At 38.3% G+C, this 19,663-nt stretch carries 15 protein-coding genes; 1 reads left to right on the top strand and 14 read right to left on the bottom strand.

Annotated elements, in window-relative coordinates:
• The 14 genes from ACYPZI_RS13815 to ACYPZI_RS13750 all read right to left on the bottom strand — a co-directional run.
• A partial coding sequence (locus ACYPZI_RS13815) for a PRTRC system protein B (RefSeq protein WP_459602583.1) occupies nucleotides 1-482 on the bottom strand: 482 nt, incomplete at its 3' end.
• 37 nt (nucleotides 483-519) lie between these two features.
• Complete coding sequence (locus tag ACYPZI_RS13810) at nucleotides 520-1,596, bottom strand: hypothetical protein (protein WP_459602581.1); 1,077 nt, start codon at nucleotides 1,594-1,596, stop codon at nucleotides 520-522.
• Between the two features lie 7 nt (nucleotides 1,597-1,603).
• Nucleotides 1,604-1,819, bottom strand: a complete 216-nt coding sequence (locus ACYPZI_RS13805; RefSeq protein WP_459602579.1) for a PRTRC system protein C — start codon at nucleotides 1,817-1,819, stop codon at nucleotides 1,604-1,606.
• A 69-nt stretch (nucleotides 1,820-1,888) separates the two neighbouring features.
• Nucleotides 1,889-2,410, bottom strand: a complete 522-nt coding sequence (locus tag ACYPZI_RS13800; protein WP_459602587.1) for a PRTRC system protein E — start codon at nucleotides 2,408-2,410, stop codon at nucleotides 1,889-1,891.
• A gap of 106 nt (nucleotides 2,411-2,516) precedes the next feature.
• Nucleotides 2,517-4,580: a M60 family metallopeptidase gene (locus tag ACYPZI_RS13795; RefSeq protein ID WP_459602577.1), complete on the bottom strand. Its 2,064-nt coding sequence runs from the start codon at nucleotides 4,578-4,580 to the stop codon at nucleotides 2,517-2,519.
• 278 nt (nucleotides 4,581-4,858) lie between these two features.
• Nucleotides 4,859-5,659 carry a BACON domain-containing protein gene (locus tag ACYPZI_RS13790; RefSeq protein ID WP_459602575.1) on the bottom strand — a complete coding sequence of 267 codons (801 nt, stop codon included), beginning with the start codon at nucleotides 5,657-5,659 and terminating at the stop codon, nucleotides 4,859-4,861.
• A 40-nt stretch (nucleotides 5,660-5,699) separates the two neighbouring features.
• Entirely contained in the window at nucleotides 5,700-7,511 is a 1,812-nt protein-coding gene (locus ACYPZI_RS13785; protein WP_459602573.1) for a purple acid phosphatase family protein, read from the bottom strand.
• Nucleotides 7,512-7,600: 89 nt separating this feature from the next.
• Nucleotides 7,601-8,500, bottom strand: coding sequence for a metallophosphoesterase (locus ACYPZI_RS13780; protein WP_459602571.1), 900 nt, complete (start codon nucleotides 8,498-8,500; stop codon nucleotides 7,601-7,603).
• Nucleotides 8,501-8,630: 130 nt separating this feature from the next.
• Nucleotides 8,631-10,667: a LamG-like jellyroll fold domain-containing protein gene (locus ACYPZI_RS13775; RefSeq protein WP_459602569.1), complete on the bottom strand. Its 2,037-nt coding sequence runs from the start codon at nucleotides 10,665-10,667 to the stop codon at nucleotides 8,631-8,633.
• Nucleotides 10,668-10,702: 35 nt separating this feature from the next.
• Nucleotides 10,703-12,481, bottom strand: coding sequence for a RagB/SusD family nutrient uptake outer membrane protein (locus ACYPZI_RS13770; RefSeq protein ID WP_459602567.1), 1,779 nt, complete (start codon nucleotides 12,479-12,481; stop codon nucleotides 10,703-10,705).
• A gap of 13 nt (nucleotides 12,482-12,494) precedes the next feature.
• Nucleotides 12,495-15,977: a SusC/RagA family TonB-linked outer membrane protein gene (locus ACYPZI_RS13765; RefSeq protein WP_459602565.1), complete on the bottom strand. Its 3,483-nt coding sequence runs from the start codon at nucleotides 15,975-15,977 to the stop codon at nucleotides 12,495-12,497.
• Nucleotides 15,978-16,186: 209 nt separating this feature from the next.
• Complete coding sequence (locus tag ACYPZI_RS13760) at nucleotides 16,187-17,344, bottom strand: FecR family protein (protein WP_459602563.1); 1,158 nt, start codon at nucleotides 17,342-17,344, stop codon at nucleotides 16,187-16,189.
• Nucleotides 17,345-17,407: 63 nt separating this feature from the next.
• Nucleotides 17,408-17,965: an RNA polymerase sigma-70 factor gene (locus ACYPZI_RS13755; protein WP_459602561.1), complete on the bottom strand. Its 558-nt coding sequence runs from the start codon at nucleotides 17,963-17,965 to the stop codon at nucleotides 17,408-17,410.
• Nucleotides 17,966-18,688: 723 nt separating this feature from the next.
• Nucleotides 18,689-19,021 (bottom strand): helix-turn-helix domain-containing protein, encoded by a 333-nt coding sequence (locus ACYPZI_RS13750; RefSeq protein WP_459602559.1) that lies wholly within the window; start codon nucleotides 19,019-19,021, stop codon nucleotides 18,689-18,691.
• 178 nt (nucleotides 19,022-19,199) lie between these two features.
• On the opposite strand from ACYPZI_RS13750, the gene ACYPZI_RS13745 reads away from it, so the two are divergent.
• Complete coding sequence (locus tag ACYPZI_RS13745; RefSeq protein ID WP_459602585.1) at nucleotides 19,200-19,490, top strand: helix-turn-helix domain-containing protein; 291 nt, start codon at nucleotides 19,200-19,202, stop codon at nucleotides 19,488-19,490.
• Nucleotides 19,491-19,663: the final 173 nt, after the last annotated feature.

The following is a 19,663-nucleotide window of genomic DNA, read 5'->3' as shown; positions in this document are numbered from 1 at the left end:
AATGCTGTATAATCATCGAATGTGGGATTGCCGGGAAAATTGACCTTAGCGTTACCCAGGCAAACCTTTTGCCCGGTAACGTTGAACAGCGGGGCTTTGTACAGGATGCTGCCTGCCTCCGGCCTTTCTTCCGTAAAGGCATATACATCGAGGCGCTCGCCGTCCGTATCGTAGATAATGCCGGGCAGATGGTATTTGCCGTCTTTGATATTCAGGCTCTTTGAAAAGAACATCATCCTTTTCCCGGGCGGGCTGTACCAGACATATCTTTCACGCCCTTTCCGGGTATCGGAGTATAGCATATTTGGGGGTATCCTGCCATGCGGGGTATTGCCCTGCTCCGCGGAGAAGGACTCGGCAAGCTCCGTGATGCATTTCAGCGTCAGGGGGCGCCCGGCGAGCATCCGTCCCTTTTCGTTTATCCGGTGCGATTCGATATAAGCCGCGCCGGTCTTACTGTTTTTATAAACGACAAGGGCCATTTCTGGAACCTGCCGCTGTTCGAGTATATCGTTCAGTTTATTCATAATCGTAGAGTATATTTATAAATTCAGTAAGCCATGTAAAGAAGCGCTCGATGAAATCCGGTTCGAGCAGCCTGTCCGTATCCGGTGAAAGGACAAGGGAATTACGCGGGAAATAGTCGTTGGCATTGTCCTGGCTCGCCATACTGATATATTCGAGTAAGCTTTCGGAAACATAATCGTTGCCGGAATACACAAAGCGCAACAGGCGTTCCGCTTCGATGATGTAGTCGTCATCATCCGGTCCGTAAAAATTATCGTCGTTTTCTGCCGGGCGGCGGACATAACTGAAAATATTTTTATTCATCCGTAATATATTGATCCCCTGCCGGATGGAAGCTATCAGCCTTTTCTCCCGTTTGCTTTTTGGTATATAGCCTTTAATCATTTTTTCCAGTCCGGCTATCGAATGTCCGGGCTTTTGATATACCAGCGAAAAGGTGTGGTCGATATATCCTTTTTGGTAAGCCGCCAGGAAATCACGCGCCTCCGGGTCGATGTCCTGTCCGCGCCATTCCTCCAGGTAGCTGTCCACGATCATTTCATAATCGTACAGGTCTTTCTTTTTGGGGAAGTGATGCGTTTGTTGGAACAGTTGGAAAAATAACAGGAGTATATCCCTGAAGACGCCTCCGGTTTTGTCCAGTATTTGGATGGGAATGAAAAAGACTTCGCCCATTAAAAAGTCATAGCCGAACCATACCCTGAACGACAGCTTCCTTTTTTCTTCTGTCAGCAATAAATGCTGTCCTTTGGGGAGCAGGCTTTCAAAATACCGGAACAGCCCGCTAAAGTCCTTGTCATCCGGTATCAAGCCGAAGGAACTACCCGAAAGATCCGAGTAGTTCCTTGCCGACTCATACAGAAAACGGTAATTCTTCCTGTTAAACAGCGGGTTCCGTTGCGTTGCCGGGATAGGGCGGAAAATCGTTTTCAGAAAATCATTTCCTGGCTTCCCGCCTGCGGCCTTATCCGCTTTTGGAGGCTTACGCCCCGTGAGACGTCCGTCCGCCGCGACTCTTTCAGGAGGATATGCCCCAGATGTCTGTACAGTTCTTTCCTTTGTATGCATCGCTTTTTCATCCTTTTGTCCCTATTACGGATTTGAAGCGGTAGACAATCTTATCGTCCCGGTATTCGGGGCCGAGGATGGTAGCGGTGGTCAGTTCGGGGTACATGCCCGAATAAAGCGACATCACGCTTTCCAGCGACATTTTAGGGTCGGGGTCGGGTATCTCTATGCCCGGCTTGTCGATGATAAATACGCGTACTGCCGTGGTGATATTCAGTGCCATAATTTTAAATTTTAAAGTTTAAAGTTATAAGTAATGAATTTGTTAAAACTAGCGTTGGCCGTTACACAGTTATTCGTCCTCATCCCCAGGATTATCGTCTTCCTCCGGCTCTTCTACAGGGGATTCTTCCCTGACGGGCATGGACGGTGCAGCGGTGGAAAATATATCCCCGCATCCGGCGGCCTTTATTTTCAGGCTGTTTATCTTCAGCCGGATTTTCGTATTCGTTTTATCCAGCTCAAGGGCCTTCGCGTATGCCGCCAGCGCGTCTTTCGTCTTGCCCGCTTTTTCGGCGGTTTCTGCTTCCCTGACGTGCTTATCGATTGTATCCTGCCGGTCTTTTACCTCCTTTGATTCCTGTTCGGCTTTCCCGACCGACTTTTCGTATTCCGCCATGTTGGTCATCAGGCCGGTCGATTTCGTTACCGGCGACCGTATGGCTTCGATAAAGCCTGCGTCCAGTTCCTGCGGGCTGCCTTTCAGGTTCAGCGGGATCAGCTGCTCCGCCGCGGGGTCTTTGACTTCCGGTGATTTGGGAAGTACCGTTACGACCAGGGCTTCCCCTGTCTTCATAATGTTAAGGAGGAGCATTTCGCCAGAGGTGTTTCTCACTCATAGATGATGTACAGTCGTAGAGATACTAGCTTATAATCATCATACGATATACTTGAATAAGAATTCTCTTCTTAAAATATTATTAATTTTTATAATCCGATACATTGAGATCTGTAATTAAATGGATATTTGAATGTTTTGGCTTCGGATAATTTTTTGCCGCAATCTCGGCTTTAAGATCATCAACTTGTTGCTGTGTAATTGTTAACTTTACCGTGTTATAATCGTTAATTTCAATATTAACTGCGCGTAGAAATCCCCATACCTCAAAAAAATCGGTTAAATCAAGGTTGGCTATCTTACATGTCGTTCTGATAAAATCCAGCTGATATACGCCATCTGTCAACTGTGTGGCTGACAATACGGGAGTGGTTCTGTAATGCTCATAAACATCCTTATAAAATTCACTTCTTCCCAGCGCATCCATAAGGTACAATTTCAGTTGCCAGAACGGAATAAGTTGTTCAAATACATCTGTGCTCTCGGCAAAAGCAGTTCGTGCGTTTATTATTGAATTGCTTCCTGTAAAAGCTTTTACGTAAACATTATCTATTACAAGGCGCGATGTGTTTCCAAATGTAGTCTGAACATGAAGAGAATGTATATTATTCGTCACCTCAGTCATGCCTTGCCACCTCATCCCCGGACGTGTCTGGTTTACATGCCCCACTTCGTGAGCCGGTCCCCAGCAACTGGCGGTGAGTGTGGACAAATTGCACATAGTCGCCATCGTACTAGCTCTATATGCCGTACGGTAGGCTGTAGCATACATGAGTGTGGTACCATAATCAATATGGAAATACATCTTGTTTTTAAACATTTTTCCATATTTCACAAGGCCCATGAATTCCATCTCAAGATAAACTAATTCATCATATTTATCGATGAGCGCCTTTCCGTCAGGAGTATATCTTTTAAAATCGGCAACGGGAAAGGTCAGGTGCGAATATTGTCCTAATACGTCGAAATAAGTATCGGTTGCTTTTTCCAGCAATCGCCCCCAGTCTTCTTTATTATGTTTCTTACTGTCGAAGTATCCATTAACTTTGCCTGTAACAATATTTAATTTTATCGACGCCTCGTTGCCTGTATTGGTATGGTACATCACATATGCTAATCCTTTCGATGCCGTTTTTATTTTATTTACTCCTTTTGAGATACCATACGATGAACTTGAGCCATAGCCGTTCGCCAGATCAATTATCTGTAAAGAGACATTACTTATCCCGGGATCATTTGCTAAAACAATCAGTTCTTCGTTGGCATCCACATATATTCCCGTAGGATTATCAAGCAAACTGTATGTGCTTGTCTTATTTATTGCAGCCATTATACTCGGATGTTGATACGCCTTATACTCCTGTATCCTGAATTCTGAATCGTAATCTTTATTATATATTTCTGTTGCCAGATACTTAAAAAATGGATCGCTAATATTTTCGATTGCAGACAACGTAATACCATCTTTTAGTTCCGAACATGAATAATCCGTAAAGACCGATAAACAGTCGAAAGCTTCAGGATTACGCCGATAAAATTCCATTTCCCCAATTGCAGCATAAGTACCTGATCCATAACCACGATATAAGACAAATTTAACTTGTGTAGGTTTTATTAATCTCGAAGCGAAGTTTATTCTCACCGATGTAGGCGAGTTTTTAAAGTCGAAATTATCAAGTTTGGTAAATGCAGGGTTACCTTCTGTCGCATACCACACTTCAAACTCTCCCAAGAGCCCATTTTTATTTGCACCTCCAGGTCTGGGATAGTAAATGAAATAATCCATAGCTTCCACATTATTGAAGTTATATATTACCTCAACAGGGAACGTTGCCTGTGTCCAATGCGTCATAAAATATGTATCATAGTCGCCGTCGAACGATAATTCAATCGGATTCGCCGAGTGAAAAGATGATGCCGAAGCACTTGAAACCGGAATTAAAACATCGTCGGGAATAGATCCTGTTGGAGGAGTATTTATCCCCTTCTGATTTATCTTAATTGTTTTAATTACAGTCTTGCCTTTTATTGTAATTTCCGTATCCCTGCTTATATCTATATTTGCTTCAACATTTATGGTAAGGTCATATCCATTTAATGTGGCCTCGCACCAATCAACAGGGACTTCAACAAGAATTTGCGGCATATTAGTTTCAAGTATAATTATCTCCTGTGAAGCGTTTTTATTAAAAACAAGCGAGTCTGAGCCAAATTCTATGTAGAAACCTTTGAGGCTAATCTCATCATCTGAATTACAGGACGTGTGTAAAAAAAGAACACATATAGTTAAGATTAATAATATCGATATTTTCTTCATCTTTATTTTATATTTTCGTATGATACTTTATAGCTAATCTTGCAAGAACAAGTCTCTATGATATTAAGGTTTATTTTGCAACATTCCCGAAATAAGAACACAATAAGTTATTTCTTCTTACCTGCCCTATAGAATTCCATTTCCCCTATCGCTGCATATGTACCGGTTCCATACCCCTTGTACAAGACAAATTTGATCTGAGTCGGATTGGTTAATGCCGGAATGAATTCTATTTTCCGGACATCAGGAGCTGTTTCGAAATCATAATCCTTATATTTAGTAAATCCGGGATTTTCTTTAGTTGCATACCATACTTCAAGTTTTCCTAACAGTCCATTTTTTTTCTCCCCTCCAGGCCTTGGTTGATAAATAAAGAAGTCTATTTTCTTAATATCATCGAAATTGTATATAACATCAAAAGGAAATATAGTTTGAGTCCAGTGTGACATGAAATATGTATCAAGATCATTGTCAAATGAAAACTCAATTCCATTTGCCGAATGTGAATATTCTGCCGTAGCACTGGCAATTTTAATTTTTTGATCAGACAAGGCGCTTTGAGTTACTTTGAGAGTCTTGGTCTCATTACCGGCTTTTAGGGTAACATTAGTGTTTCGTTCGTCCGCATCTCCATTAAATTCTTCAACCTTTACTTTAAGTTCTGTTCCGTTCAACACGGCTTTGCACCAACTATCCTCAACATTAACGGTAATCCCCGGCAAATTAGTCTTAACGTCTATGACACCTTCCGATGCTTCTATATCAAGCTCGAGAATTTCAGAACTTAGGATGAAATACTTTATTTTAAGTCCGTCATCGTCCTTATCATCACTACAAGAGATAAACGGAAAAATAGAGAAAAGCGATATGATAAAAAATGACAAAAATTTAAATGATGTAGGTTTCATAATTTTATTTTTATTAGTTATTTTATTTAGTTAATTGATATTAATTACATTCCAATTCCAACAGAACATTTCCGTTTATATCCAGAACACGAATAGCCATCTCTGTACCTTTCTTATCCACAATAATAATGGTACAAGTAGAATCTGTTTTTCCACCTCCGATAACAACCGGATATGTATTGCCCATCTCATTTTTCCTGATATATCTAAAAGTGTGAATATGTCCATTTAGAGCTATATCGAAAGGTGCATTATGTAATATTGGATTCCATAATTCCGCACATGGTTCATATTTACCACGATTTCCCCATAGAGGAATATGATGGATAAGTATTCTTTTTCTTGCGTTAATAAATTCGTTTGAAGCCAATTCTTTTTTTAAGAATTTTGCCTGATTGATTCTATATTGTGTAAAATCATTCATGCCATAGTATACCCAAAAATTGTCAGGCTTATCTTCTCCCGTGTCTAATATCACAAAGCGCGTGTCGCCTAAACTAAAAGCTCCATAAGGAGTGTTATTCATCTGTTCTACATAATCTCTGAGGCATAAAGAATATTGTCCCCTATTTTCGTGATTTCCCCTGATAAAAACAGATGGTATCTCATCATTCTTAATAACAGACGTATAAGTCGATAAACTACCGGTCAAATCTCCTTCTCTTTCCAAATCATCGAAACAGTCTCCATTGAAGACCACCAGATCATAAGGTTCTTTATTTACATGACTGAATAATTTCTTAAACATATTGAAATTCCGATGTACATCGTTAAATACGATCATCCTGAAGTCTGTCCTGTTTTTATCCCAAGTGGAAAATGATTTTATACTTGACCTAACGGTATCGCCAAATTCCTTGTAATAGCTGGAGTATACCGTTATTTCCTGAGATACGACTCTATAATAATATTTTGTGGCAGGTTTCAGGTCTGTCAAACGGATTCGGTTCACCTTATTATTCGCGATCATTACTCCGTCTATAGAACTATAAACACGCTTCATGTCCACAGAGTCCGTCCCATATTCAATCCAACTTCTACACGGAACATTTGTGAGCCACATTACGGATACTTCGTTTTCGTTTGGATTTTGCAAATAGGGAATAGTCCCCATTATATCCATTGCTTTGGTTTTGTAACGTAGATCGAGATATGTAGAACGTTGAGTTCCCACATCTTCGCTAATATCAACTATACCTGATTGTACTTTTGAATATACCTCGCCTTGCTTCGTGTATCCAAAAATATAAGTACCTAAAGCGCTTCCTGACTGGTTGTTCCCTGGATTATTGAGATAATTCCAATTTTTCAATAATAACTTCATGGTTTGAGACTCTTGCGCAAAATCCGAAAATGTAAATAACAATACAGGCTTGTCGTAAGCACTGCATCCATCGGTTATTTTTTCCACCAGCTTTCCATTATCTGCCGATAGTGTCCCAAAAGGACAAACTAGCACTGATCTCCCGAGTTCTATTACAGAAACCCGGTTATCATCAAAGAGTGTATCTTTTATTGAAATCGGCTGCTCTTTTGTCAATAGTCCATGTATATTTCCTTCCGACAGGACAAAATTTACACGCATCTTTGTTCCTTTGGCTATCCTGTCTACAATACCATTACCCAAGTCATCAGTCGTTTTGCTACCGGTACATTCAAGCAATACAATTTCAGAGTTGGAATTTAATATTATTCTTTCATATTTATCAATATCCTCTTCTAATGTTCGATTCAGGTTATCTATATTTAAGGCGAGAATTCTGTGAGAATTCTGTATTTTTTGAGGATATTGAGCATATGAATATGAAGAAAGTACAAAGGATAGGATGAACAGGATTTTTATCTTTTTCATCTTTAATATTTTAATGAGTTATGAGGAAAAAATTATTGTTTGTCAAGACCCTATATTATAATTATAGGGTTAAAAACAAACAAGAACATCTAATTTCCATTTAATAAGATTGTGCGGGATTTGGTACTGCCTTTTCCTTCCAGTTCTATTTTATCCGGATATATTGTTACAATTCCATAGGCATTGATAGATTCTGTTTCTACCATACCTTCGGTGGTGATAAAAGGTATATCTTTATAAACGCCAAATGCTCCGGCATGATGATGCCCGCTAATCACACCTTTTACAGTTGTAGGATATTTCGATAAAAGATCTATTATTTCTATATCATTCAGGGCCGTTAAACCTTTAACTCCATAAAGAGGATGATGCGAAAATATCAGCGTATTTACAGAATCCTGTTGCGATTTTTTCAGTTCTTGTTCGAGCCACTGCATTTGTTTTTTGCTTATTCCTCCATTGTAACTGGCTCCGTTTGGACGCTTCTGGTCTTTTATCTTTTGCAGCATTTCAGCTAATTCGACATCCTTTTCCGTCCCTTTTACATTGGCATACGATGCAATCTCATTTGTGTTGAGCATTATAAAATGCCAGTTGCCTTTGTTGAAAGAATAATATTCTCCGGGCATATTCAGTCGTTTATAGAGTTGGTCGTTATCTTGCACATCTCCATAGTCATGGTTCCCTGTCAGATTATATACTACCGCATCCAATTTATCCAAACGGATAAGTACAGAATCTATATTGCGGGGGGTATCCCTATCTACCAAATCACCTAAATTAATGGTAAACTGTACCTCTTTTCCATTCAGGTCGTCAACACATTCAACCAGTTTTTGCAATGTGTTTCTATAATATCTGTTCCCTGATTTATCACAATCACAATATTGAATATCTGCAATCAGACCGATGCGAATAATGGAAGTATCGTTTTGTGCCGACATGTTCATTGACAGAAAGAACAGAACGAGCACAATGGCGTGTTTCATTTTAATAAACATAAAAATAAGAAAATTACATGATAACATCTGTTTGTAGGGCGACTTTCATGTATTTTGTAAAACATGACACACAAGAATCGCCCTCAAAACAATACATCAAATAAATCCAAAATTCAGATTATTCATTCCTTTTGGAGATATTTTCCGTGAGATTTTTAATGGCCCATTCGCTAAGTGCCCCCCTATATATTTTCGCATGTACGATTTTACCAATAAACGGGCTTTGCAGGGTAATGATCGGTCTGTCAACATAGTCGGCGCCTATTCCCAAAAGGAGTTGAGGAGACTCGTTCTGTCGAGGAAAAGTGAATTGTCCAGAAGCGCTTTCTTCTTTCACTTTTATACCGTCGATATACATTTTGAATGTTATACCGTCGTATGTTACAATAACATGATAGTATATGTTTTTTCCTAATTGAATTCCAGTCTTGAAATCTTCACCGGGTAAAACATATTGACCATCCATATTATACCAGAATTCCAAATCTTCCGCTTTTGTCAATTCATATCCCAAACCACCATACTCCATAGAGGCAAACGGATTGATTCCTCCATCAGGAGTAAACAACAGTTCCATTGAAAAATCATTTTGTATTGCATCACCAATCACATCGTCTTTAGAATACGGAATATAGAAAAAATTGGTACCGTCAAATTTTGCTTCATACTTGTTGTATGAGCTGTTGTATTGTGTCTCAATTTTATTAACACCGGATTGAACAGGTAAGGAGTCTATGGGTTTTCCCATATTGGTTGCAACGCCATTTTCTGCAAACTCAACATCTGTAATTAATTGTGGTATTGCGCTTTCTGTAATCCTTTTGATTTCCAGCTCATTAAGTACCTCATCGTAGAGCTTGGCATGTATGATTCTACCGGTAAACGGATTTTGAAAAGACAACGTTGATTTATCAATATAGTCAGCGCCTATTCCAAAAAGGAGTTGTGGCGACTGGTTCTGTTGAGGAAAAGTAAATTGTCCAGATACAGCTTCTTCTTTTATTTTGGTTCCATCGACATACAATTTAAATACCGTTCCGTTATAAGTAACAAAAACATGGTAGTATATATTTTCCCCTAACTGAACTTTGGTTTTAAAACTATCACCAGGTAATACATATTTGTTATCTGCATTATACCAAAATTCCAAATCTCCCGCTTTTGTCAATTCATACCCTAATCCTCCGTATTCCATGGAAGCAAACGGGTTGCCTCCTTCATCAGGGGTAAACAGCAATTCCATAGAAAATTTGCCACTGGATAAAGCATTACCGATAATATCGTCCTTCTGATACGGGATATAAAAAAAGTTAGTACCATCAAATTTTGCCTCATATTTATTGTATGTGCTGTTGTATTGCGTTTCAATTTTGTTAACTCCCGGCTGGACAGGCAAAGAGTCTATGGGTTCTCCCATATTGGTTGCAACACCATTTTCTGCAAATTCAACATCTGTTATTATTTTTTTTGTAATCTTTGCTGAAAAAACAATAAGAAGCACTGACAGAGAAGTGTATTTTTGTAATTTTTCGTCAAGATCCGGAGTGGTATATGATAAAGAAAGATCCCATGAATATTGCTTGACAATGCGATCATTGACCGTTTTACCTGCGAAATTATCTCTTATCACTTCATAAACTGTAGCATCAAAACTAATTCCATCAACATTATATTTTTGCATGGATTGTAACCATTCGTCACAAATAACTTTTTGTTGCTCAGGTGTTTTTCCTTGCAAACTACTCCAACTACAATAAAAACTGACAGTCCATCCTTCATTTGCAAATGACGTCAAATACTGTATATATTGGCTTTCGACCAAAACCCGATGTTTTATACTGTATTTATCATCTAATTTATTAAGTACCTCTTTTATCAAAGCTTCATTGTCTATACTTTTCAAATCTTTCATGTCTAACCATAAAAACTTGAACTCAGGATACATGGACATCAGATCACCTATATAGTCTTCAAAAGTTTGCCCCGTAGCTGTTGCGATTTCGTGACCAATCATCAGTGTAGGAACCCCATCTATAACTTGGACATGAATATCCACTTCAAAATTTTCTATTCCATAATCTATGGCAGCGCTCAATTTACTAATTTCGTTACATCTATGAGCAGCTACAATCATCATTTGTTCTTTTGCTTTCATTTTAGTACGAATTAAATTTAAATTTATAAATTTGTCTATTGATCCCATCCGGGATTTTGCTTTAAATTAGGATTTAGAACAATTTCATTCAGAGGTATGCAGCGCAGATAATCTCTGTTTTCTTTAAATCCATAGCCATTAGGCAGTTGGGTAGCATAAGGTTCCAGAAAGCCGTTTCCGTCAACTCTATAGCTTATCGTAGTCGTTCCCCACTCCGAATTATTTAACGGATAACCTTTTGGACTTTTACCTTTAAGCAAATTGTGTGCAGCCCAACGCCTGATGTCGTCATACCTGTATCCTTCACAAGCTAATTCGACCGTACGTTCACGACGGATTTCCCTAAGCTCGTTGGAAATAATATAGCCATAGTCTGAGTAATCAGCATAATATGGGTCGCTCTTAACATTGAAGTCAGGCATATTAACTCTCTTGCGGAGTAGATTCAGGGATTTTGCATAATTTGCAACTTCACCCAGTTCGCTTTTAGCTTCAGCATAGTTAAGCAAAGCTTCAGCATATCTAAAGACAATACTGCCGGTTTCACAGCTAGAATCATAGACGGGTCCGGCTTGCGGAGATGTAGGGTCATTTCCTTTTCGGTATTGGAATCCTGTATTGTTCAGATCTTCTCCGGATTTATCGAGATAAGGCTTTGAGAATATTGCTGAGCCATACATAACCTTACCGGGCACCCAGACTAACTGGGACAGGCGAGGATCACAGTCAGTACCTATTTTGGTAAGGAAAGCGCTACCTTTTGTCGTTTTTCCGGTTATAATATAATCGTACGGTTGTCCGTCGCGTTTAAGATAATGCTGAATTTGTTGCAATGTTACAGATATACCGCCCGTCCTGCCCGATACATAAGTCTGAAATTGATGACTGGAACCCAGAGAATTATTAAATTTGCGCCATAATATTACTTCTTTATTATTACTTTGATCGATGAGAGAAAACATCCGGTTGTAGACTTCTTCATAATCGTTACCTGAGTATATACCCTTGGTATACTCTGCACCATCAATCAGTTTTTCCGCGGCATCCGCCGCTATCCTAAAATATTTATTAGGATCGGCGCCAAGAGTAGCAAAGTCTGTTCCTTTGTGGTATTTCTGCCAAGTCCCTTCGTAAAGAGCAACCCTTGACTTAAACAGTAGTGCAGCCTCTTTACTCAAACGATTGTTTCCTCCATTGACTGCGCTTAAAAGATTCAGGTGTTCAAAGGCCTGATCCAAGTGCCATAGAATGGAGTCTACAACTTGGGTACGAGGGTTGCGTCCGGCATACAGCCCTTCGGATGTTAATTCCAACGCATTTGTATACCAAGGAACATCGCCATAGTCTCTTACTTTTTCGAAATAGAACCATGCTTTAAAAAAATGTGCTTCTCCTAGATAGTGGGCATACGAGTTTAAGGGATCTTCACATTTCGTATAATTGTCAAAAAATGTATTTATATTGCGAATCTTTCCCCACGACCATGTCGATGAATTAACGGCATCAATACCGCCGGCAGTGGTCACGGCAGAACTTGCGCCATTCATAAAGGTATTCGGTGATGCCGTTATTTGAGTATCGGTACCTCTGGTAGCATCCCAACTTAACATTCCTGTATAATTTCCAACTCCTCCAATTGTAGGAAATGAAGGATAAAATTGCAGAACGTAACCATTAAGATCCGAAGCGGTCTTCCAATAGGCATTGTTACTAATCTCGGTTAGCGGATCTTTATCTAAAAGATCTTCACATGAAGTAAAAAACAATACGTTTGTTCCCAACAACAGCAGTAAATATATTTTAATATTTTTCATTTCAATATTTTTTTTAGAATGAAACATTCAACCCAACAGCATAAACGGCCTGTGTAAACATAGATTTCCCGTTTCCCAACTCTCCCATATTTGCAGTTTCGGGATCGAAACCGGGAGACAAACTCGTTTTTGTCCAGATATTTTCTCCCGATACATATATTCTCATATCTTGAATATTAATTTTTTTTAGCAACGACTGAGGCAATGTATATCCAAACTGAAGATTTTTTAATCTTATATATGATCCATCTTGCAGATACCTCGTTTGCTGTTGCTTATTTTTTGCATCCGTAGTAGCATTACTGTAAGGTCTTGGAAAATAAGCATCGGTATTCACACCCAAGCCGGAAAAAAGGTCGCCTTCGGCGTCTCTGTAATAATCCATATGATGAGGGAATAAAGAACTTTGATTCCATTGCCTGAAACCCCAGAACACATTTCCATCGAGCCAAAAATCACGCTTAGCAGTTCCCTGAAAAAAAGCTTTCATATCAAAGCCTTTCCAAGTAGCCGTAAAGGTTAATCCAAACTGATACCGGGGAGTGGTGTTTCCTATAATTGTCCAGTCTCCATGATCATCAATCGTATTTTTCCCTTTATCAATCTTGTCATCTCCATTCAGGTCGGCGTACATTACGTCCCCCGTTCTCCATGTTTGCGCACTGATAAAATTTTGGCTTCCAGTCGCGTTTATTTCATCCGCCTGTTCTTGTGTCTGTATCAGCCCTAGAGTTTTATAGCCCCAAATAGTACCTGATTCTTGGCCTTCGTATGTTGACGAAAGGATACCTGTCGGATTATTATATTTAGCATATACGGACTTATAGTCAAAAAGCATTGCTGTTACCGAATATGAGAAGTCTTTACTTGGGTTATCCCTCCATGACAACGACAAATCCCAACCACGAGTCCTGAGTTCTGCGTTATTTTTTTGAGGCATTGATGCTCCTAAAACAGCTGGCAAGGCTTCTGCAGGGCCCAATCGATTAAACGTTAGCCTTTGATAGATATCCGCTGTTACTTGCAGTCTGTTATTGAAGAATCCAAGGTCAATACCAAGGTTGGCAGTTTCTGACGTTTCCCATGTAAGGTTTTCGTTAACCAAATTGGGCCCAGTAACATAGGTCGGACGATTGTCATTGATTATCCATGGCAATTGCGAATTAATAGAAAGTAAAGGAAGGTCTTGATAAGCGTTGACATCCTGATTTCCAAGACGGCCCCATGAAGCTCTCACTTTAAAGCTGTTGACATAATTTGATATAGATTCCCAGAAATTTTCACGGGATACATTCCATCCGGCAGAAAAAGAAGGGAATGCTCCCCATCTGTTTCCTTTGGTAAATTTGGATGTACCGTCATAACGTACATTGGTTTCGAACAGGTATTTTCCTTTATAATCATAATTCAGGCGAGCAAAATATCCCAATGTCGACCAGTGCGTCATATTATCAGTTGACGTTTGTTCTCCAGTCGCAGTCGTTATAGAAGGTACGTTCGGGGTTATCAAATCTTTCTTGGCTCCTTGCAGCTTGTCGTAGCTGTTTGATTCGTGCTGTAAACCGATCATAACTTTAAAATTATGAGTCTCTTTAATTCTCCCCTCATAAGAGGTATAAATATTATACGACTGGTAGTTAGTATGTGCCTTGCTTTTTGTTATCGAACTCGGCAGTGTTGACGGGAGAGGATACAAAGTACCGTCTACATTATCCAAATATACGACCGGCTTTGTATTATCAAAGTCTGTATACAAAAAATCTATTGCATAGTCGGCATTAATTTTCCAGTTTTTAACAGGTGTAATTTCTGTTGCCAAACGCTGTACAAGCCCCCTATTGGTCGTATGCTCAACCCCAGCTTCCATATTAGGAATACGGGACCGTAGCGAGTAATATCCATTAGGAGATTTGAGATAATCCTGTGGCTGCGACCTTATGATATGGTGAATCATAGTCCTGTAACTGCCATCATTATCGCCGTTAGGAAATTTTCTGACAGATTCCACTATTCTTGTATTTGATGAGACTGTCCACCATTTGGTTAAATTAAAGTCTAATCTGGAATTAAAGTTAGTACGCCTATAATTATCCGTTCCATAACGGAATGGCCCTTTTTCATATGCATGTCCTGCTGAAATGAAAAAAGATATCTTGTCTCCGCCTCCACTGAGCGACAAATTCTCCTGATTTCTCATTCCTGCTCCATAATGAATATCTATCCAATCATTATTTCCGTTCGCATATTGGTATTCCAGCCATTTGTTCGGGTTATTCGGATCTGGTATTGTTTGGGGAAGGGTAGGATCATTTATATAATCAATGATCCTATATACTGTTTCCTGATTGAAAAGCCTGGCCACACCCTGATTATCATGCATTTCATTCATCGCTCTTACAAACGTGTAGGAATCTACAAGCTTCGGTTTGTTTATGACTTTTGTGAAGGATGCATTAGCTGAAAAGTCGACACGTATCTTTTGATTATTTTTCCCGGATTTTGTGGTGATCAATACAACCCCATACGGCGCACGCGCCCCATATATTGCAGAGGCTGCGGCATCCTTTAGAACGGAAATGTTCTCTATATCGTTAGGGTTAATCATATTCAGGTTTCCAACTACACCGTCAATAATTACATAAGGACTTCCTTGCCCCCTGATAGTTAATGACAAGGGGGCTCCTGGTTCAGCTCCATAATTGTTATACGTGAAATTCACTCCTGAAACAGTACCTTGTAAAAGTTGAGACGTGTTTGTCGCAGGCCTGTCCTTCAGGCTCTTAGGACTTATGACTTCGACAGAGCCTGTCAGATTCTGTTTTACCTGTGTCCCATAGCCTACAGCAACGACTTCTTTTAGCAACGACTCTTTTTCACGTAGAATTATATTAAATTCTACCTGCTTATCCACAGGGGTTTCAACTGTTTCATAACCCAGATATGTAATAATAATCGTTACATCCCCGTCAGGTATATCTAGCTTGAAGGCTCCATCTATATCGGTGACAGTTCCTGTTTTAGTATTGCCTTTGACGGTAATGGACGCGCCGATTAAGGGTTCATTGTTTCTGTCCTTTACAGTACCCCTTATTGTCTTTCCCTGGTTTTGCTCTTCGACAAGCTCCGGACTTTTTTGTTCACTATATGCCTTATCTTCGATTATAACAATTTGCTTGTCCTTTTGAAGATAGCTTAAATTAAAAGGTTTTAAAACATTAGTTAGCACCTTGTCTAAGCTTATATTATGGAAATCAGCATTAAAAGTAGATGCAGAAATATTCTTTTCATAAAAAATGGCATATCCGGTCTGTTTTTCTATCTCATTGAATACTGTTTCCAGATTTGTGTTTTTTAAATGTATCAGCACATTTTGTCCGTAAGATTTGTTGGCATAAAGCATTCCGGATGTATAGAAAACTATAAGAATAATAAGATTCAGCTTCATGATTATCCAAAATATACTTTTATTAATATTTAGATTTGTGTTTTTTTTCATAAATTTGGAATGATTTTAATTAACATTTTGCACAAGCGTTGATGAAATCGTCTTGGGATCATATGATAGTCGCAATATCATATGGTCCTTCTTTATTTGATCCTAATATTCTTTTATATTTCCATAATTTTTAGTTTTAGGTTGAACATCTTATTAGTATGTAATCGTCCTTAAATTTCACAATAGGCTTTAGGTTAAATCAGGACTGTTCATATTCCGTTTTTATATATGTATATTGTATCGCCTTTCTCTTTGAATGTAAATTCTACTTTTATAGCAATAGCATTTAATACATCTTCTATGGAATTGCCTAAAAGTAATTTTCCTTTATATTGCTTATTTTCATTCGTTCCTTTGTATACAATACTGATATTATAATGCTTTGACAACCTGTCAAATATTGTTCTCAAAGATTCGCCGTCAAGTCTTAATTCCCCGTTTTTCCAACATATATAGCTATTAATGTCTACTTCTTTTTTCACTATTGTCTTACCCCTGTAGAAAATAGCCTGATTTGGCTTTAACGTTTCTTTAGATTTCTTGTCTATGGATTCGACTTCAACTTTTCCTTCAACCAGTACAACGGATTGTTCTGGTTCTTCCGCATAAGACCTGATATTGAACTGTGTACCCAGTACTTTGATGTTCATATTTTTAGTATTGACAACGAAAGGGCGATCAATATCCTTGGCTACTTCAAGATAAAGTTCTCCGTCGATATAAATATCTCTTCTTTTATCGTTGAATTTTCTGGGATAGACCAGTTTTGTTCCTGAATTCAACCATGCCGTAGTCCCATCATTAAAGCGTACCTGGGAACGTTTTCCTTTAGGTACTATAACCTGTACTAATTCAGAATTAATATCATTAAAACCGACTTCTTCTTTTTCATTAATAATGATTCCTCCTTCTTTTGTCTGTCTTATTGAATCATTGTCTTCCGTGGTGGTTATAATGTTTCCAGCTACAATGGTTGTCGCTTCAACAGAGTCGATATTAACCGCACTAAGTTGAGCTAAGATATTTTCCCTGTCAGGATATGTTGCCCCTGACTTCGAAATCAGGAATACCGATATGATTAAGATGGATATGCATGCTGCCGAGATATAAACTACTATTCTGTTCAATTTATATCTATAGTTGGGCTTTGCTGGTTGTAATATTCCTAATTTTTCTTTTACCGCATTCAATTCGCTGTGGGTCAGACTATCTGCTGAAACGTTTATATCGTTCCATATTTCTTCGAGCGTTTCTTCAATTTCCGGATTGTTCTTTTTGCGCTTTAACCAGGAAACAAAAAGCGACTGAACTTCTTTTGGATAAAAGTTCTCAAAATATTTCTTTAATATATTTTTTGTCTTGGACATACTTCCTTCAATAAAAAGTTAAAATCCTTTTTATATAGAAGACAGGTGAAAATGTGTTTAGTCCTAATTGAAATGAAAAAAAATCAGAAGCGCGACCAAAATAGCTTCTCTAATCTCTTTTAAAGCTAAGGTTAAGTGATTTTTCACGGTTTTCTCCGATATATTCAGCATATCCGCGATTTCCTTGTTTTTAAGGTATTGTTCCCTGCTAAGTTTGAATATTTTCTTTCTTTGTGCAGGCATACTTTCTACAACTAACTTAATCAACAACTCTAAATCCCTAATATCGATTTCTTCTTCTATCGACAGTTTATTATCATGGTATTGATAGCTGGTTTCGTATTCTGACTTGATTTGCAAATGTTCTAAATAATTCAGGGCAGAATTTTTAGCCATACGAAAAATGTAAGAATTAAAAGATTCAACTTGAGATATTTGCTCTCGGTTTATCCATATCTTTTCAAAGATGTCCTGCGACAAATCTTTCGCTGCCTCACGAGACTTTACTATATGTTGTATGAAATAGTTGACCTTTGGATAATATTGCAAAAATAAGTAATCAAATGCTTTATGATTACCTGTAGATAAATCTCTGATATATCCTGATTCTTCTTTTAACATCAAATTAGAACTTGAATAGGATATAAAATTATAAATTTTTGCTGAATAAAAATTAGAGTCTGTTTTAAATTAATTTAGAAATAATAGACATTATATAGTAATAAACTTTGAGACTAATGATTATCAATTAGTTATAATATTAAAATTTCAAACTACTTATTTTCATCATATTAAAAAATATATTGTTTTGTAAATACTTGATAATCATATAAAATAAACTCTTGTTCAATATAAACTCTAAAACACGGGGTTCCATTATTGGTTAAGGATTATTTTCTTTGAAGTGACTAAACTAAAAGAAATATGTATCCAACAGACTTAATAGAAACTCAATGGCAATATGTAAAAAAGTTCTATTGCCCCAAAATTGAAAGTGAAAACATGAAGAAGTCAGTCATCTTGACTTTTAAATTAAAGTAAAAAATACGGAAGCGTTAATTTTGTAATTGCAAAACAACAAATAAAAATGCTTCCCTTGTACCAAGTACTTAGCAAAGATACAATTGAAAATGAGATTCAACCAGAAAAAGGTGATAATCCCCGCGAATAAACAAAACTTCATATCGTTTACTGTTTAGTCGATAAACTATAATGATGCAGGATCAAAGTCCTGTTGAAACTTCTGAAACGATATGAAAATTGTCAGCCAATCGTGCTAAGTCCTGATTTTCAATATATCCTTTTGATGATTTCATCAGTTATCTCCTTCGGTGTGTGTGCTTTCTATTCTCCAAAACGTTTCCTGCAAGAGTTTCTTAACTCTTCCAGCCGTTCCCTGCCGCTTTTGACCGCTCTCCTTTCCATCAACGCTTTTATGTCGCCTGCCTTGTAATGATGCTTTTTTGCGATGGTGGAGTATTTTATATCCCCGCTGTTTCGTAGGCGTTGTAAAGTTTTCGTGCTGACCTTCAGATAACCGCAAACCTGTGCCTCGTCCATCCATGTATTGTCATCGGCAGGAAGCTGCCCTGCAAGCTGTCCGATAAATTCAGCTATGAGATTGATTTTACGAACCAGTTCGTTCCATTCCTCCGCGTTAACTGTAATTGTTTCCATAAGTTTTTGTATTTATATTGCTTTTTATCCTGTAAAGTTCGGGAATATGGATTTTGGTTATAGTGTACCGCGGGTATGACATATAATGACGGATGATGACGCTTACGCTCCCTCCATTGTATTTATAGCTGTAATCCGTATAGCTTTGCCTGCGACAAACCAAAAAAACAGGATATTTATGAGTACGATAACTATCGACGAAAAAACATTCAACGAACTGCTGTTCCGGCTGGAAATGTTCGTTGGGAAGGTAACGGCACTTTGCGAACGGCTGGGTGAGCGGAAATTAAAAAAGTGGTACGACAACCAGGATGTATGTCGGATACTGAACATCAGCCCGCGCACCCTGCAAACATTGCGTACAAACGGTACGCTGCCCTATACACAAATCAACAGGAAAATATTTTACAGGCCGGAAGATGTGGATACCCTCATTATAAACTCAACGAAAGGAAAAAGCCATGAATGATAAAACAAATGACAGGATAATTACAAAAGACGATAAGCGGCTTGTTTCCATAAGTGGTCGGAAGAAATTTCGATCACTTTTTTATCTACGTTTTAAAGAAAATGGAAGGGTCTCCCCCACATTCCACGACAATCATTGATATCATCAGATTTCTGATTTCGACAGTAAATCTT

It is taken from the genome of Dysgonomonas reticulitermitis (assembly GCF_054601275.1).
The sequence above is the reverse complement of the archived record's forward strand: the minus strand, read 5'-3'. Positions and strand labels throughout refer to the sequence as shown.

Bases quoted from the DNA above. Each gene is read 5' to 3' on its own strand.
- ACYPZI_RS13810 (WP_459602581.1), bottom strand. From the start codon at position 1,596: ATGCATACAAAGGAAAGAACTGTACAGACATCTGGGGCATATCCTCCT.
- ACYPZI_RS13785 (WP_459602573.1), bottom strand. From the start codon at position 7,511: ATGAAAAAGATAAAAATCCTGTTCATCCTATCCTTTGTACTTTCTTCA.
- ACYPZI_RS13795 (WP_459602577.1), bottom strand. From the start codon at position 4,580: ATGCCGCAAATTCTTGTTGAAGTCCCTGTTGATTGGTGCGAGGCCACA.
- ACYPZI_RS13770 (WP_459602567.1), bottom strand. From the start codon at position 12,481: ATGAAAAATATTAAAATATATTTACTGCTGTTGTTGGGAACAAACGTA.
- ACYPZI_RS13750 (WP_459602559.1), bottom strand. From the start codon at position 19,021: ATGGAAACAATTACAGTTAACGCGGAGGAATGGAACGAACTGGTTCGT.
- ACYPZI_RS13780 (WP_459602571.1), bottom strand. From the start codon at position 8,500: ATGAAACACGCCATTGTGCTCGTTCTGTTCTTTCTGTCAATGAACATG.
- ACYPZI_RS13800 (WP_459602587.1), bottom strand. From the start codon at position 2,410: ATGCTCCTCCTTAACATTATGAAGACAGGGGAAGCCCTGGTCGTAACG.
- ACYPZI_RS13745 (WP_459602585.1), top strand. From the start codon at position 19,200: ATGAGTACGATAACTATCGACGAAAAAACATTCAACGAACTGCTGTTC.
- ACYPZI_RS13765 (WP_459602565.1), bottom strand. From the start codon at position 15,977: ATGAAAAAAAACACAAATCTAAATATTAATAAAAGTATATTTTGGATA.
- ACYPZI_RS13805 (WP_459602579.1), bottom strand. From the start codon at position 1,819: ATGGCACTGAATATCACCACGGCAGTACGCGTATTTATCATCGACAAG.
- ACYPZI_RS13760 (WP_459602563.1), bottom strand. From the start codon at position 17,344: ATGTCCAAGACAAAAAATATATTAAAGAAATATTTTGAGAACTTTTAT.
- ACYPZI_RS13790 (WP_459602575.1), bottom strand. From the start codon at position 5,659: ATGAAACCTACATCATTTAAATTTTTGTCATTTTTTATCATATCGCTT.
- ACYPZI_RS13755 (WP_459602561.1), bottom strand. From the start codon at position 17,965: ATGTTAAAAGAAGAATCAGGATATATCAGAGATTTATCTACAGGTAAT.
- ACYPZI_RS13775 (WP_459602569.1), bottom strand. From the start codon at position 10,667: ATGAAAGCAAAAGAACAAATGATGATTGTAGCTGCTCATAGATGTAAC.